Raw genomic sequence first — 14,756 nt, 5'->3', positions numbered from 1 at the left:
CTCACGCCACCGGGGGCTCGGGGTCCGAGGCGAGGCGGGCGTGCAGGTGCATGTCCCGGAAGGCGTCCCTCCGCCCCTCCTCGAACATCGCACCCCGCAGCGTGCCCTCGTACCGGTATCCGCCGCGCTCGGCGACCCGGCAGGACACCTCGTGCCCGAGTGCGTGGTCGAGTTCGATCCGGTAGAGGCCGAGTTCGCCGAAGGCCAGGCGCGAAGCGAGGCTCAGCGCGCGGGTCGCGACCCGGCGCCCGCGTGCCTCGGGCAGCACCCAGTAGCCGACGCGGGCGCTGCGGAACGCGGGCGTGATCGCGCTGACGGCGACGTTCCCGAGCACTTCCCCGGTGCTCTCGTCGGTGACGCAGTACGCCACGGATTCGCCGCTCGCCAGCGCATTCTGGCGTGCGCGCAGGTATTCGTGCGCGGCGGCGAGGTCGTCGACCGGGACGAGCGGGGTGTTCCAGCGCCGGAACTCGGGGTCGCCGAACCCGCGCAGCACGGCGGCGGCATCCCCCTCGTCCCCGGCCCGCCAGCCGCGCAGAAGCAGTCCGTGGCCACGTATCTCAAAGGTGTCGATCACGAGGTGTCAGCCGTTCTCGGGGGCGGTGAAGGTGTGGACGGCGAAGTCCCGCACGGGACGGTAGCCGATGCGCAGGTACAGGCCGTTGCTCGTCGCGTTGGCAAGGTCGGTGAAGAGGAGCACCTCGCTCGCGCCCGCGGCCCGGGCGGCGCGGCTGACCTCGGCGGTGACCGCTCCCGCGTAGCCGCGGCCGCGCAGTTCCTCCGGTGTGTAGACGGGTGCGACCCGGACGGCCCCGGCGGCCTCGCGGGTCACGCCGGCCATGGAGACGGGCACACCGTCCGCGGTCTCCCAGAGGGTGACGCCGCCGTACGAGATCCGCTCGTCGGCCCATTCCCGCGAGCCCGCGGCGCCGCCCGGAGTGCCGGCGTCCGTGGCGAACGCGGTGTGCCACCGCACCAGCAGCTCCCGGTCCGCCCCGGTGGCGACGCGGGGTCGCCCGGCGGGTGCGGGCAGCGGCGGGGTGAGGTCCCCGAGCCGGTACAGGCGCTGCTCGACGGCGCGGTGGGCCCGCGCTCCCGTGCGGGCCCGCCAGGCGTCGGCGAAGGCGGCCGAGGCCGAGTCGACCCCGAACACTCCGGGCACCGCCCGCCCTTGGAGCGCGACGGCGAGCGCGTCCGCCTGCGCCCTGTCCAGAGGGCTGATGCTGATCCGGTAGGGCTTCGTCCACAGGAAGGTCCCGCTCACGCCGCCGTCCGGCCCGTACAGCACCCCGAAGAGCTGCCCTCGCGCCCCGTACACCGCCGGCCCCCGTTCCCGCAGGCTCGCGGTGACGCTCAGGGCGACCGTGTGCAGGGCGGGCTCGGCGCGCAGGTAGCCGCCCGCTCGGGCGAGGAAGTCGTCGACGTCAGCGGTCAGGTGCCAGCCGGGCAAGGGAGCGGGGCTCTCTGTCATGACCGCATGGTGCCGCCCGTCCCCTCACGTCCGCGAGCGAAATACGGGCACGGAGAAGTCCTCGACCTGACGGAAGGTGACCTCCAGCGGCATTCCCACGCGCAGATCGTCGCCCTCGGTAGCCACGATCTCCGTCATCATCCGCGGGCCCTCCGCGAGGTCGACGACGGCCGCGATGTACGGGGTGCGGGTGCCGAAGGGGGGCAGGTCGTTCCGGTGGACGACGGACCAGGTGTAGAGGACGGCCGTCCCGGAGGCCCGCTCCCACGCCACGTCCTCGCTCCAGCAGTGCGGACAGAACTCGCGCGGATAGTGATGGGCCCGCTCGCACGCGCGGCAGCGGCGGAGCAGCAGCGTCCCGTCGGCGGCCGCGTCCCAGTAGGGGCGGGTGAAGGCGTCGGGCTCGGGGAGGTCGAAGCGTACGGTCGCGGGAAGACTCACAGGAACAGTCCGATCGCCGCGTCGAGGGACCAGGCCTGCCAGGACATGGCGAAGAGCGCCACGAGCGAGATGAGGGCCATCATCGCGTTCTGTCCCTGCTCGGCCCAGTCGTGGATCATCAGGACCAGGTACAGGAGGTTCAGGAGCAGTCCGCCGATGAGGGCCACGGGCGTCAGCAGACCCACCACGAGACCGAGGCCCAGGGCCAGTTCGGCGTAGACGACGATGTACGCCATCACTTTCGGCCGGGGGGTGACGACCGCGCCGAAGCCCCTGCGTACGGCGTTCCACCGGTGCTTCGCGGCGACGTCGGCGGCCCAGGCGATGCCGGTGCCCCGCTCGAACCAGCCCTTCTTGTCCTTGTGCCGCCAGCTCTCCAGCCACCACAGTCCGAGGCCTATGCGCAGCACGGCCAGCCATTCGACGCCGTCGAGCCAGATCGAGTCCACGACCGGGGCCCTCCTCTCCGTTTCTGACGGGACGTCAGTTCAGCGCACGCGGGGGCGCCACCGCAAGGGGCGTACGCCGTGATGAATTCGCAATCGATTCCGGTCTTGACCGAGACCCATCAAATCGAACGGTGATTACGCTCGCACTCATGGTCACCGAGCCCGCGCCCGCCGCACGCACCCAGGACCGCCCCGTGTACGTCGTCGGGGGCGGCCCGGGCGGCCTCGCCGCGGCCGCGGCGCTGCGCGAGCGGGGTGTACGGGCCGTGATCCTGGAGAAGTCGGAGCACGTCGGGGCGTCCTGGCGCCGTCACTACGACCGCCTCCATCTGCACACCACCCGCAAGCTCTCCGGGCTCCCCGGCCTCGCGATCCCGCGCCGTTTCGGCCGCTGGGTGTCCCGCGACGACGTCGTGCGCTACCTGGAGAAGTACGCCGAGTTCCACCAGCTGGAGATCGTCACCGGCGTGGCGGTCTCCCGCCTGGAGCGCACGGAGGACGGCTGGCTCGTGCACGCCTCGGGCGGTCGCGAACTGGCCGCGAGCGCCGTCGTGGTCGCCACGGGCTTCAACCACACCCCACGCCTGCCCGACTGGCCCGGCCGCTCCTCGTACACGGGCGAGCTCCTCCACGCGGGCGACTACCGCAACGCCAAGCCGTACGCGGGCCGCGACGTGCTCGTCGTCGGCGTCGGCAACACGGGCGCCGAGGTCGCCGTGGACCTGGCCGAGGGCGGCGCGTCCCGCGTCAGGCTCGCGGTCCGTACGGCGCCCCACATCGTGCGCCGGTCCACCGCGGGCTGGCCCGCGCAGCGGACCGGCATCCTGTGCCGCAGGCTGCCCGTGGCGATCGTGGACCGCCTGGCCCGCCCCATGGCGAAGCTCAGCGTGCCCGACCTGACGGAACAGGGCCTGCCCAGACCCACGACCGGCCTCTACTCGCGGGTGCGCGAAGGCGCGATCCCCGTGCAGGACGTCGGCCTGATCGACGCCGTGCGCACGGGCAAGGTCGAACCCGTCGCGGCCGTCGAGTCGTTCGAGGACGGCAAGGTGGTCCTCGCCGACGGCACGCACATCGCCCCCGACGCGGTGATCGCGGCGACGGGTTACCGCCGCGCGCTGGAGGACCTGGTGGGCCACCTCGGCGTCCTGGACGCCCGGGGCCGCCCCACCACGCACGGCCGGCGCACGGACCCCGCCGCGCCCGGCCTCTACTTCACCGGGTACACGAACCCGATCAGCGGCATGTTCCGCGAACTGGCCCTGGACGCACGGAAGATAGCGAAGGCGATCGCGGGCTGATCCCGGCCACCGCCGTCCCGTCGCCTGCCCACCCGCACGCAATCACGCACACACGCACGCAGGGGTCATCCGCGTGCGTCCCGTCCACCACACCCGCCCACAGTGGCCACATCCCGCCGTTCCAACCCGCCCGCCCGTGGGAACACCCGTAACAGCCTTTGCGTGCAGCCCTGTTCCTGACACAGCGTCAGTTCAGTAATCTGACACTACGTCAGTTAGTGAGCACCAGTCGAGGAGCGGGCGGACCCGATGCTTGGATCGACATACGGCACCCTGACCACCGACCCCCGCCGGGCCCGCACGATCGCCTGCGGAGAGCAGCCGGCACCTGCCGTGCACGGCAGGGCGGACGACCTGGACGTGAGCGGCAGGCCACTGCACCGCGAGGTGCCCGACCTGGACCGATTCTTCCGGCCCGAATCGATCGCGGTCATCGGCGCGTCCGACGCCGAGGGCCGCCCGAACACGGGCATCACGCGCCAGCTGATCGCGTGGGCGGAGCGCGTGGGCGCCCGCCTCCACCCCGTGCACCCCACCCGCGAGAGCGTCTTCGGCATCCCGTGCTCGCCGGGCGTCTCCGCATTGCCCGAACCCGTCGACCTCGCCGTACTCCTCATCTCGGACCCCCTGCCGGTCATCGAGGAACTGGCCCAGGCCAAGGTGAAGTTCGCGGTGGCGTTCGCGTCGGGCTTCGCGGAGACCGGCGAGGAAGGGGCGGCCGCGCAGTCGTCCCTGTCCGCGGCGGTCAGCCGCTCGGGCATGCGGCTGCTGGGCCCGAACACGAACCTGAACGCGTTCTCCGAGTTCCGCGACGACCTCGAAGGACCGGCGATCGCCCTCATCACGCAGTCGGGCCACCAGGGCCGACCCCTCTACACGATGCAGGAGCTGGGCGTACGGCTCTCGCACTGGGCGCCCACGGGCAACGAGGCGGACCTGGAGACGGCGGACTTCATCTCGTACTTCGCGGAGCAGCCCGAGGTCGGGGCGATCGCGTGTTACGTGGAGGGACTGAAGGACGGCCGCGGATTCCTCCTCGCGGCGGACCGCGCGGCGCGACGCGGCGTGCCCGTCGTGGCCGTCAAGGTCGGCCGGACCGAGACGGGCGCCCGGATGGCGGCCTCGCACACCGGCAAGCTGACCGGCGCGGACACGGTGGTGGACGCGGCGATGCGGCAGTTCGGCGTGATCAGGGTCGACGGACTCGACGAGCTCCAGGACACCGCGGCCCTGCTGGCGCGGGCCCGGCCCCCGCGGGCGGACGGCGTGGCGGTCTACTCGATATCAGGCGGCACCGGCGCCCACTTCGCCGACCTGGCCACCCGCGCGGGCCTCACCCTGCCCTCGCTGTCCGAGGCGAAGCAGCAGGAGCTGCACCAGTGGATCCCGGAGTACCTCAACGTCGCGAACCCGATCGACAACGGCGGCCACCCGGTGGGTGACTGGCGCGGCCCCAAGATCATCGAGTCGATCCTCCAGGACCCGTCCATAGGCGTCCTGATCTGCCCGATCACCGGCCCGTTCCCGCCGATGAGCGACAAGCTGGCCCGGGACCTGGCGGAGGCGGCGGAGCGCACGGACAAGCTGATCTGTGTCGTCTGGGGCTCGCCCCTCGGCACCGAGGACGCCTACCGCGAGACGCTCCTCGGCTCCTCGCGCCTCGCGACGTTCCGCACGTTCGGGAACTGCATCACGGCCGTCCGCGCCTATCTGGACCACCACCGGTTCACCGCCGCCTACCGCTCCCCGTTCACCGACGCGCCCCGCACGCCCTCCCCCTCCTTCCGCAAGGCGCAGGCCCTGATGCGTCCGGGCCGCCAACTCAGCGAGCACGCCGCGAAGCAGCTCCTGCGCGCGTACGGCATCCGCGTACCGCGCGAGCAGCTCGTGACCAGCGCCGCGGCGGCGGTGCGGGCGGCCGGGCAGGTCGGCTACCCCGTCGTCATGAAGGCGTCCGGCGCGCGGCTGGCCCACAAGTCCGACCTGGGCCTGGTCAAGGTCGGCCTGACCTCGGCCAGCCAGGTCAGGGACGCCTACCGCGAACTCACCGACATCGCCCGCTACGAGGGCCTCGACCTGGACGGCGTCCTGGTCTGCCAGATGGTCGAGCGGGGCGTCGAGATGGTCGTCGGGGTCACCCAGGACGACCTGTTCGGCCCGACGGTGACGGTGGGCCTGGGCGGCGTACTCGTGGAGGTGCTGCGGGACACGGCGGTGAGGGTGCCGCCGTTCGCGGAGGACCAGGCGCGGGCGATGCTCGACGAACTACGGGGCAGGCCCCTCCTGGACGGGATGCGGGGAGCGCCGCCCGTGGACCTGGACGCGCTGGTGGAGGTCGTCCTGCGGGTTCAGCGCATGGCCCTCGAACTGGGCGACGAGCTCGCCGAGCTGGACATCAACCCGCTCATGGTGCTCCCCCGGGGCCAGGGCGCCGTGGCGCTCGACGCGCTCGCCGTCTGCCACTGAGATCCGCCGGTACCGCCCATTCGCGCCCGCCCTCCGTACAGAGAAGAAGAGGTCATGTCCGCCACCATCGAGTGCACGACCGCCGACGCCGTCACCTGGATCACGCTCAACCGCCCCGAGGCCATGAACGCGCTGACCTGGGACCAGCGCGAGGAGATCATCGGCATCCTGAACAGCGCCTCCGCGGACCCGGACGTGCGCGCCGTCGTCATCACGGCGACCGGCAGGGGCTTCTGCGCCGGCGCGGACCTGCGGGGCGCTCCGGCCACCGGGCCCCGCGTGCCCGGCGACGTCGCCCGCACGATCCGGCTCGGCGCGCAGCGCCTGATCGCGGCGGTCATGGACTGCGAGAAGCCGGTCGTCGCGGCGGTCAACGGGACGGCGGCCGGCATCGGCGCGCATCTGGCGTTCGCCTGCGATCTGGTGCTCGCGGCGGAGTCGGCCCGGTTCATCGAGGTCTTCGCGCGCCGCGGCCTGGTCCCGGACGGGGCCGGCGCCTATCTGCTGCCGCGCCTGATCGGGCCGCAGCGGGCCAAGGAACTGATGTTCTTCGGCGATGCGCTCTCCTCGGCGGACGCGGAACGCCTGGGCCTGGTCAACCGCACGGTCCCGGACGGGGAGCTGCGCAAGACGGCCCAGGAGTGGGCGGCGCGCCTGGCGTGCGGTCCGACCCGGGCCATCGCCCTGACCAAGCAGCTGGTCAACGCCTCCCTGGAGTCGGACCGCGCGACGGCGTTCGCGGCGGAGGCGGCGGCGCAGGAGATCAACATGACGACGGCGGACGCGCAGGAGGGCGTCGCCTCCTTCCAGGAGCGGCGCGACCCGACGTACCAGGGCCGGTAGCCCTTCGCAGCCGGACGCCGTCATCGAATTCGGGCCCACCACTTCCTATCTGACGCATCGTCAGCTTCAATCGTAGGTGTGATGGGACACGCAGGTATGGCAGCGACGGTGGTCAGGTACCTCCGGTCGGTCGGTGCGCCCACGTCGGCCGAGCCGGTGGACGCACTGCCCCGTCCGGAACTACGGGCCGTGGGCGAGGACGAGCGGGCGCCACTGGACCCCGGCGAGTTCCGCCGCGTCCTCGGGCACTTCGCCACCGGCGTCACCGTCGTCACGGCGCCGCCCCCGCACCCCGGCGCTCCCCCCGCGGGGTTCGCCTGCCAGTCCTTCTCCTCGCTCTCCCTGGACCCGCCGCTGGTGGCGTTCATGGTGGCCCGTACGTCCACGACCTGGCCGCGCATCGCGAGCGCCGGCGTCTTCTGCGTGAACGTACTGGGCGCGGACCAGGGGCCGCTGTGCCGGTCCTTCGCCGTGAGCGGCGCGGACAAGTTCGCGGGCGTCGAGCACGACGCGGCGCCCGTGACGGGCTCGCCGCGGATCGCGGGCGCGCCCGCGTGGGTCGACTGCACGATCCACGCCGTCCACACGGGCGGGGACCACCTCATCGTGGTGGGACGGGTGGAGGCGCTCGGGACGGGGGACGGCGAGGCGCCCCCGCTGCTGTTCCACAAGGGCGCGTTCGGCCGCTTCGAGCACTGATCAGGCGAGCTCCGCCACCAGGCCCGTACCGGCATCGACGTGCCGACGCCGGATGACCAGCGCCATCAGTGCCGCCGCGGCGCACAGCGCGCCGGACGCGTACCAGACGACGTCGTACGAGCCGAACGTGTCACGGGCGACGCCTCCCAGGAACGCGACGAGCGCGGCGCCCACCTGGTGCGAGGCGAGCACCCAGCCGAACACGATCGCGCTGTCCTCTCCGTAGTGCTCACGGCACAGGGCCAGGGTGGGCGGCACGGTGGCGACCCAGTCGAGCCCGTAGAAGACGATGAAGAAGATCATCGGCGGGTGGACGGACGGCGCGAGGAGCATGGGCAGAAACAGCAGGGAGATCCCGCGCAGCGCGTAGTACACCGCGAGCAGCCGCCGCGTGTCGAAGCGGTCGGTGAACCAGCCCGACGCCACCGTTCCGACGACGTCGAAGACACCCACCACGGCCAGCAGCGAGGCCGCCGCGGTGATCGGCATCCCGTGGTCGTGGGCGGCCGGCACGAAGTGCGTCTGGACGAGCCCGTTCGTGGAGGCGCCGCAGATCGCGAAGGTCCCGGCGAGCAGCCAGAAGGGCCCTGTGCGGGCAGCCTTGAAGAGCACGCTCACGGTGCGGCGGGCGGCCCCGGTGACGGGCGGCGGCTTCTCGGCGAACTCCTCGGAGCCGTACGGGGTGGTGCCCACGTCGGCCGGGTGGTCGCGCAGCAGCAGCCACACGAACGGCACGACGGCGAGCGCGGCGAGCGCCACCGTCACGGCCGCCGGCCGCCACTTGTGCGCCTCGACGATCCACGAGAGCAGCGGCAGGAAGATGAGCTGCCCCGAGGCGGACGCGGCCGTGAGGATGCCGGTCACGAGCCCGCGCCGGGCCGTGAACCAGCGGTTGGTGACGGTCGCGGCGAACGCGAGGGCCATCGAGCCGGAGCCGAGCCCGACGAGCAGGCCCCAGCACAGCAGGAGCTGCCACGCCGAGTCCATCCACACGGTCAGGCCGGAGCCGGCCGCGATGACGACCAGGGCGACGGCGACCACGCGCCGGATGCCGAACCGGTCCATGAGGGCGGCGGCGAAGGGCGCGGTCAGCCCGTACAGCGCGAGGTTGATGGAGACCGCGAGCCCGATGGTGCCGCGGGACCAGCCGAACTCCTCGTTCAGCGGGTCGATCAGCAGCCCCGGCAGGGACCGGAAGGCGGCGGCGCCGATGATCGTCACGAAGGTGACGGCGGCCACGAACCAGGCGCGGTGGATACGGGGACGGGGGCGCGGCGGACGGGAGGCGCCCGCGCCGGGCGAGCCCTCGGCCGCGGTGGTCGGTGTCATGTCCGATGTGTGCGTCACAGCAGACAGCATCGGATCACCGGCCCGCCCCGGACGAGTGGCCCGAAAGACAGCCTTCGCTAGGATCGGGCCATACACTCGGAACCATGCCCGAGACTCCCGCAGCCCGCGTCCGACGCCCCCACCGCGTGGTCGTCCTGGCCCTCGACGGCGTGCTCCCCTTCGAACTCGGCATCACCCAGCGCATCTTCACCCGCGCCAAGGACACCGGGGGCCGGCCGCTGTACGAGGTCGTGACGTGCTCGGTCAGGGAACCCGGCCCCGTGGAGACGGACGCCGACTTCGCCGTCCTGATCAGGAACGGCCCGGAGGCGCTCGCGACCGCGGACACGGTGGTCGTTCCCGCGTCGTACGAGCACGGACCCGTCCTCGACGAGGGCGTACTCACCGACGAGCTGACGGCGGCCTTCGCACAGGTCAGGCCCGGTACGCGGATGGTGTCGATCTGCACCGGCAGCTACGTCCTGGCCGCGGCGGGCTATCTGGACGGGCGCCCGGCGACCACGCACTGGGCGTCGGCGGAGCACTTCCAGCGGCTCTTCCCCAAGATCAAGGTCGACGCCGATGTCCTCTACATCGACGACGGGGACGTCCTGACGTCGGCCGGGGTCGCCGCGGGCATCGACCTCTGCCTGCACCTGGTCCGCCGCGACCACGGGGCGGCGGTGGCCAACGAGGTGGCCCGCCGCACCGTCGTCCCGCCCCACCGCGACGGCGGGCAGGCCCAGTACATCCACCGCCCCGTCCCCGAACCCCAGCTCGCGACCACGACCAAGGCCCGCGCCTGGGCCCAGGCCCGCCTCCACGAACCGCTCCAGCTGCGGGACCTGGCCGCCCAGGAGGCGATGTCGGTCCGCACCTTCACCCGCCGTTTCCGCGAGGAGGCCGGCGTCAGCCCGGGCCAGTGGCTCACCCAGCAGCGGGTGGAGCGGGCCAGGCACCTGCTGGAGTCCAGCGACCTGTCGATGGACCAGGTGGCGCGCGAGTCGGGCTTCGGCACGGCGCAGTCGATGAGGCAGCACCTCCAGGCGGCGCTGGGCGTGACCCCCACGGCCTACCGCCGCACGTTCCACGCCACGAACCCGCAGGACACGGACCGGACGGCGCAGGCGCGGTCAGCCGACGCAGGCGCGGGCCGGCGGGTGTAGGCGCGGGTCAGCCGGCGCAGGCGCGGTCCGGAGTGTAGGCGCGGGTCAGAACACCAGCACCCCCCGCGCCACCCTCCCCTGCATGGCGTCCTCCGCCGCCTTCGCGAAGTCCTCGACCGGGTACGTCTCCGTGACCAGCTCGTCGAGCAGCAGCCGGCCCCGGCGGTACAGATCGGCGTAGAGCCTGATGTCGCGCTGGGGCCGCGAGGAGCCGTAGCGGCAGCCCAGGATGGACTTGTCGAGGAAGAGCGAGGCGACGACGAAGGACGCCTCCGCGTCGGCGCCCGGCATGCCGAGCAGCACGGCCTGGCCGTGCCGGTCGAGGAGGTCGACGGCCTGCCGGACCAGCTCGACGCGGCCGACGCACTCGAAGACGTGGTCGGCGCCGTGCGGCAGAACCTCCCTGACCCCGTCGGCCGAGGTCAGGAAGTCGGTCGCGCCGAACTGCCGTGCCACCGCCTCCTTGTCGGGGTTCGCGTCGACGGCGACGATCCGTGAAGCGCCCGCGATCCGGGACCCCTGGAGCACGTTGAGGCCGATCCCGCCGGTCCCGATGACGACGACGGTGTCGCCCTGGTCCACGCGGGCCCGGTTGAGGACGGCCCCGACACCGGTCAGCACCCCGCACCCCATGAGCGCGGCCGACGTCAGCGGGATCTCCGCGGGGATCGGCACGGCCTGCACGGCCTTCACGACGGTCCGTTCGGCGAACGAGGAGTTCGCGGCGAACTGGTGGAGCGGCGTGCCGCCCCGCGAGAACGGCTGCGTGGGCCTCCCGATCGCCTTGCGGCACATGGTCGGCCGCCCCCGGTCGCAGTCCGCGCAGGCGCCGCAGTTGGCGAGCGTGGACAGCGCCACATGGTCCCCGGGCGACACATGCGTGACACCCGAGCCGACGGCCTCCACGACCCCCGCGCCCTCGTGCCCGAGCACGACCGGCGCCGGGAACGGGATGGTCCCGTCGATGACCGACAGATCGCTGTGGCACAGCCCCGCGGCCGCGACGTGGACGAGCACCTCCCCCGGCCCCGGATCGCGCACCTCGAGATCGTCGACCACGTCGGCCCGGACCCCGTCGAACACGACACCCCTCATGACGACTCCCTCGTCTCCCTGGGCAGCCCGAGCACACGCTCGGCGATGATGTTGCGCTGGATCTCGTCCGAGCCGCCGTAGATCGTGTCGGCCCGGCTGAAGAGGAACAGCCGCTGCGCGGCGTCGAGTTCGTACGTACGGTCAGGCGTCCAGTCCCCGGGCCCGGCGGCGGCGCGCGCGCCCCGCGCCTGGAGGGCGAGTTCGCCGAGGCGCTGGTGCCAGCGGCCCCACAGGAGCTTGGCGACGCTCGGTGCGCCCGGGTCCTGCGCGCCGCCGAGCGTGCGCAGCGCGTTGAACCGCATGACGCGCAGCTCGGCCCACTGCCGTATGAGACGGTCCCTGAACAGCGGGTCCCCGGCCGCGCCCGTGCGCACCGCGGTCCGTACGACCTCGGCGAGTTCGGCGGCGAAGCCGATCTGCTGGGCGAGCGTCGAGACGCCGCGCTCCAGGGCGAGCAGCCCCATGGCGACCCGCCAGCCGTTCCCCTCTCCGCCGACGACGTGCTCCACGCGCGCGTGCGCGCCGTCGAAGAACACCTCGTTGAACTCGCTCGTGCCGGTCAGCTGCCGGATGGGCCGCACCTCGATCCGGTCCGGCTGGTCCATCGGCACGAGGAGGAACGACAGGCCGTGATGGCGCCGCGAGCCCGCCTCGGTGCGGGCGAGCACGAAGCACCAGTCGGCCTCGTGCGCGAGCGATGTCCACACCTTCTGCCCGGTCACGCGGTACGTGTCCCCGTCGCGCACGGCGGTCGTGCGCAGGCTCGCGAGGTCGGAACCGGCGCCGGGCTCGCTGTACCCCTGGCACCACAGCTCCTCGCCGGAGGCCACGGGCGGCAGGAAGCGCCGTTGCTGCGCCTCGTCGCCGTAGGCGATCAGGGTCGGGGCGAGCAGGTTCTCGCCGATGTGTCCGTGGCGAGCGGGTGCCCGGGCCCGCGCGTACTCCTCGGCCCAGACGACCTGCTGCGTCAGCGAGGCGACCCGGTTGCCGTACCCGCCGCGCGGCCAGCCGAGCCCGATCCACCCGGACGCGCCCAACTCCCGTTCCCAGGACCGCCGTACACCGGCGTCCTCGTGTTCACTCCCGGGCCCGCCGCGCCCCCGGGCGACGGCGTACTCGCCGGTGAGATGCTCCGCGAGCCACGCGCGGGCCTCCCGCCGGAACGCCTCGTCCTCATCCCCGAACCCGAACTCCACAACGCGCCTCCGCCCCCGGCCTCGACGTCACTGATTGGGCCGCGCTTTCGCCGCGGCCGCCTCGGCCATCGCCTCCAGCTGCGCGAGCATCGGCATCGGATCGACGCCGACGGTGCCCGGCAGGAAGTCCGCGATCTTGTCGGGGGTCCAGCCGCCTTCCGCGTAGCCCGAGCGCAGTTCCCTCGGCTGGGCCCACACCGCGATCTTCGGGCCGGCGATCGTGTACACCTGCCCGGTGATCTTCTCGGCGCGGGCGCGCTCGCTGAGCAGATAGACGACGAGCGCGGCGACGTCCTCCGGCTCCCCGATCTCCTTGAGCTCCATGGGCACGTTCGCCGACATGCGGGTACGGGCGACGGGCGCGACCGCGTTCGCCGTGACGCCGTACTTGTGCAGTCCGAGCGCGGCGCTGCGCACGAGCGAGATGATCCCGCCCTTGGCGGCGCTGTAGTTGGCCTGCGCCACGGAACCCTGGTGGTTGCCGCTGGTGAAGCCGATGAGCGTGCCCGACCCCTGCTTGCGCATGACGGCGGACGCGGCCCGGAACACGGTGAACGTGCCCTTCAGGTGTGTGGCGACCACCGGGTCCCACTCCTGCTCGGACATGTTGAACAGCATCCGCTCGCGCAGGATCCCGGCGACGCAGACGACGCCGTCGATCCGTCCGTACTGCGCGAGTGCCACGTCGACGATCCGCTGTCCGCCCGCCATGGTCGAGATGTCGTCGGCGACGGCGACGGCCTCGCCGCCGGCCGCCTCGATCTCCTTGACGGCGGACTCGGCGATCTCGCTCGCCGGTTCGCCGCCCTCGATGGACACCCCGTAGTCGTTGACCACGACCCGTGCGCCCTCGGCGGCGCAGGCGAGCGCGACGGCCCTGCCGATGCCGCGACCGGCCCCGGTGACGGCCACCACCTTGCCTGCCAAGAAGTTCCCCACGTCCGGCCCCTTCCCGCGGTTTCTGACGGACCGTTAGATTCTATGACCCGTCAGATACCCGAAGACAAGCCCCCGGGGAGCACTCATGTCGTTGCCTGCCGAGTTCCACGAGATGGCCAAGCGCGTCAACAACTGGGGCCGTTGGGGCGCCGACGACCAGATCGGCACGCTCAACCTGGTCACCGACGAGGTCGTGCGCGAGGCCGCGGCGACCGTCCGCACCGGCCGCCGGACACCGCTCGCGCTGCCCCTCAAGGAGGACGGGGTGCAGACCGGGATGATCCCCGGCCGGGTCAACCCGCTCCACACCATGGTCCAGATCAACCATGAACTGTTCGGCCCCGGCACCGTCGCCACCAGCGACGACGCGGTGACCATGGGGCTCCAGACGGCCACGCACTGGGACGCCCTCACCCATGTCTCGCACTCGGGCCGGATCTACAACGGCCGCCCCGCCGACACCATCACGGCGCACGGCGGAGCGGAGTTCAGCGGCATCGACAAGGCCCCGCACATCGTCTCGCGCGGCGTCCTGCTCGACGTCGCCGCGGCGAAGGGCGTGGACCGGCTGCCCGGCGACCACGCCGTGACACCCGAAGACCTGGACGAGGCCGCGGAGTTCGGCCGCGTCACGGTCCGCCCCGGCGACATCGTCCTCGTCCGCACCGGTCAGATCCAGACGTATCTGGCGGGCGACAAGCACGCGTACGGCTATCCGTCGCCCGGCCTGTCCGTGCGCACGCCCGAGTGGTTCCACGCGCGCGACGTGGCCGCGGTCGCGAACGACACCCTCACCTTCGAGATCTTCCCGCCGGAGATCGAGAACCTCTGGCTGCCCGTGCACGCCCTCGACCTGGTCGAAATGGGCATGCTCCAGGGCCAGAACTGGAATCTGGAGAACTTGTCCACAGCCTGTGCACAAGAATCGCGCTACGCGTTCCTGCTGTCGGCGATGCCCGAGCCCTTCGTCGGCGGCACCGGCACACCCGTGGCCCCGGTCGCGATCCTGTAGAGCCCAAGAGGCTTGCCTCGCAAGGGAGTTCAGAACCGGACGGCGATGCGGCCCGCACCGCCGCCCGGCCCCCGGCGCCCGGGCCCTGCTCCCCCGGCCCCGGGGGGAGCCGGCCGCCGCGGCACGACCCGTACTCGCCGAGGGCTCCCGTCACCGGAACCCTTGGCGTCCCCTCGCCACGAATCGCTGACCACAAGCGTGATCAAACGGACACTCGGCGTCAACACCCGTAAGGAGATTTGCCAGTTATGTGACATTTATGACGGCGCACGCCCGGCTCGAACCGACGCACTCAGGCGCACTCGGACGCGCGGGGACACCCACTGCCGCCCCGAGGGCACCGGGAGGC

General features: G+C 72.5%; 14 protein-coding genes. 6 read left to right on the top strand and 8 right to left on the bottom strand.

What is annotated here, in order from left to right; genetic code table 11:
• Position 1: 1 nt before the first annotated feature.
• Genes OHO83_RS25780 through OHO83_RS25765 form a run of 4 tightly spaced genes read right to left on the bottom strand, consistent with a single transcriptional unit; the run spans position 2 to position 2,361 of the window.
• On the bottom strand, positions 2-577 hold the full coding sequence (locus OHO83_RS25780; protein ID WP_266671610.1) for a GNAT family N-acetyltransferase: 576 nt from the start codon (positions 575-577) through the stop codon (positions 2-4).
• A 6-nt stretch (positions 578-583) separates the two neighbouring features.
• The gene (locus OHO83_RS25775) at positions 584-1,471 is read right to left on the bottom strand and encodes a GNAT family N-acetyltransferase (RefSeq protein WP_266671612.1); all 888 of its coding nucleotides are present in this window, start codon (positions 1,469-1,471) and stop codon (positions 584-586) included.
• A 24-nt stretch (positions 1,472-1,495) separates the two neighbouring features.
• Positions 1,496-1,912 carry a Zn-ribbon domain-containing OB-fold protein gene (locus OHO83_RS25770; RefSeq protein ID WP_266671614.1) on the bottom strand — a complete coding sequence of 139 codons (417 nt, stop codon included), beginning with the start codon at positions 1,910-1,912 and terminating at the stop codon, positions 1,496-1,498.
• Positions 1,909-2,361 (bottom strand): DoxX family protein, encoded by a 453-nt coding sequence (locus OHO83_RS25765; protein WP_266671615.1) that lies wholly within the window; start codon positions 2,359-2,361, stop codon positions 1,909-1,911. The genes OHO83_RS25770 and OHO83_RS25765 overlap by 4 nt, the downstream gene beginning before the upstream one ends.
• 149 nt (positions 2,362-2,510) lie before the next feature.
• Between OHO83_RS25765 and OHO83_RS25760 the strand changes: the two genes are divergently transcribed.
• The 4 genes from OHO83_RS25760 (at position 2,511) to OHO83_RS25745 (ending at position 7,670) form a co-directional block, all read left to right on the top strand.
• Positions 2,511-3,662: a flavin-containing monooxygenase gene (locus tag OHO83_RS25760; RefSeq protein WP_330279788.1), complete on the top strand. Its 1,152-nt coding sequence runs from the start codon at positions 2,511-2,513 to the stop codon at positions 3,660-3,662.
• A 249-nt stretch (positions 3,663-3,911) separates the two neighbouring features.
• The gene (locus OHO83_RS25755) at positions 3,912-6,128 is read left to right on the top strand and encodes an acetate--CoA ligase family protein (protein ID WP_266671617.1); all 2,217 of its coding nucleotides are present in this window, start codon (positions 3,912-3,914) and stop codon (positions 6,126-6,128) included.
• Between the two features lie 54 nt (positions 6,129-6,182).
• A complete protein-coding gene (locus OHO83_RS25750; RefSeq protein WP_266671618.1) occupies positions 6,183-6,971 on the top strand; it encodes an enoyl-CoA hydratase/isomerase family protein in 789 nt (262 codons plus the stop codon).
• Between the two features lie 81 nt (positions 6,972-7,052).
• A complete protein-coding gene (locus OHO83_RS25745) occupies positions 7,053-7,670 on the top strand; it encodes a flavin reductase family protein (RefSeq protein ID WP_266671620.1) in 618 nt (205 codons plus the stop codon).
• On the opposite strand, the gene OHO83_RS25740 is transcribed toward OHO83_RS25745, so the two are convergent.
• Positions 7,671-8,999: an MFS transporter gene (locus OHO83_RS25740; protein ID WP_266671622.1), complete on the bottom strand. Its 1,329-nt coding sequence runs from the start codon at positions 8,997-8,999 to the stop codon at positions 7,671-7,673.
• 104 nt (positions 9,000-9,103) lie between these two features.
• On the opposite strand from OHO83_RS25740, the gene OHO83_RS25735 reads away from it, so the two are divergent.
• Complete coding sequence (locus tag OHO83_RS25735) at positions 9,104-10,165, top strand: GlxA family transcriptional regulator (protein ID WP_266671624.1); 1,062 nt, start codon at positions 9,104-9,106, stop codon at positions 10,163-10,165.
• 45 nt (positions 10,166-10,210) lie between these two features.
• Here OHO83_RS25735 and OHO83_RS25730 read toward each other — a convergent pair whose 3' ends face one another.
• The 3 genes from OHO83_RS25730 to OHO83_RS25720 are packed head-to-tail and all read right to left on the bottom strand — an operon-like array spanning position 10,211 to position 13,395.
• Positions 10,211-11,260: a Zn-dependent alcohol dehydrogenase gene (locus tag OHO83_RS25730; RefSeq protein ID WP_266671626.1), complete on the bottom strand. Its 1,050-nt coding sequence runs from the start codon at positions 11,258-11,260 to the stop codon at positions 10,211-10,213.
• Positions 11,257-12,456, bottom strand: coding sequence for an acyl-CoA dehydrogenase family protein (locus OHO83_RS25725; RefSeq protein WP_266671628.1), 1,200 nt, complete (start codon positions 12,454-12,456; stop codon positions 11,257-11,259). Before OHO83_RS25725 ends, OHO83_RS25730 begins: the two co-directional genes overlap by 4 nt.
• 27 nt (positions 12,457-12,483) lie before the next feature.
• Positions 12,484-13,395, bottom strand: coding sequence for an SDR family NAD(P)-dependent oxidoreductase (locus OHO83_RS25720; RefSeq protein ID WP_266671630.1), 912 nt, complete (start codon positions 13,393-13,395; stop codon positions 12,484-12,486).
• Positions 13,396-13,480: 85 nt separating this feature from the next.
• On the opposite strand from OHO83_RS25720, the gene OHO83_RS25715 reads away from it, so the two are divergent.
• A complete protein-coding gene (locus tag OHO83_RS25715) occupies positions 13,481-14,407 on the top strand; it encodes a cyclase family protein (protein ID WP_266671632.1) in 927 nt (308 codons plus the stop codon).
• The last annotated feature ends 349 nt before the right edge of the window (positions 14,408-14,756 follow it).

The sequence above is a fragment of the Streptomyces sp. NBC_00569 genome (assembly GCF_036345255.1).
In the GTDB taxonomy this organism is placed as follows: domain Bacteria; phylum Actinomycetota; class Actinomycetes; order Streptomycetales; family Streptomycetaceae; genus Streptomyces.
The sequence above is the reverse complement of the archived record's forward strand: the minus strand, read 5'-3'. Positions and strand labels throughout refer to the sequence as shown.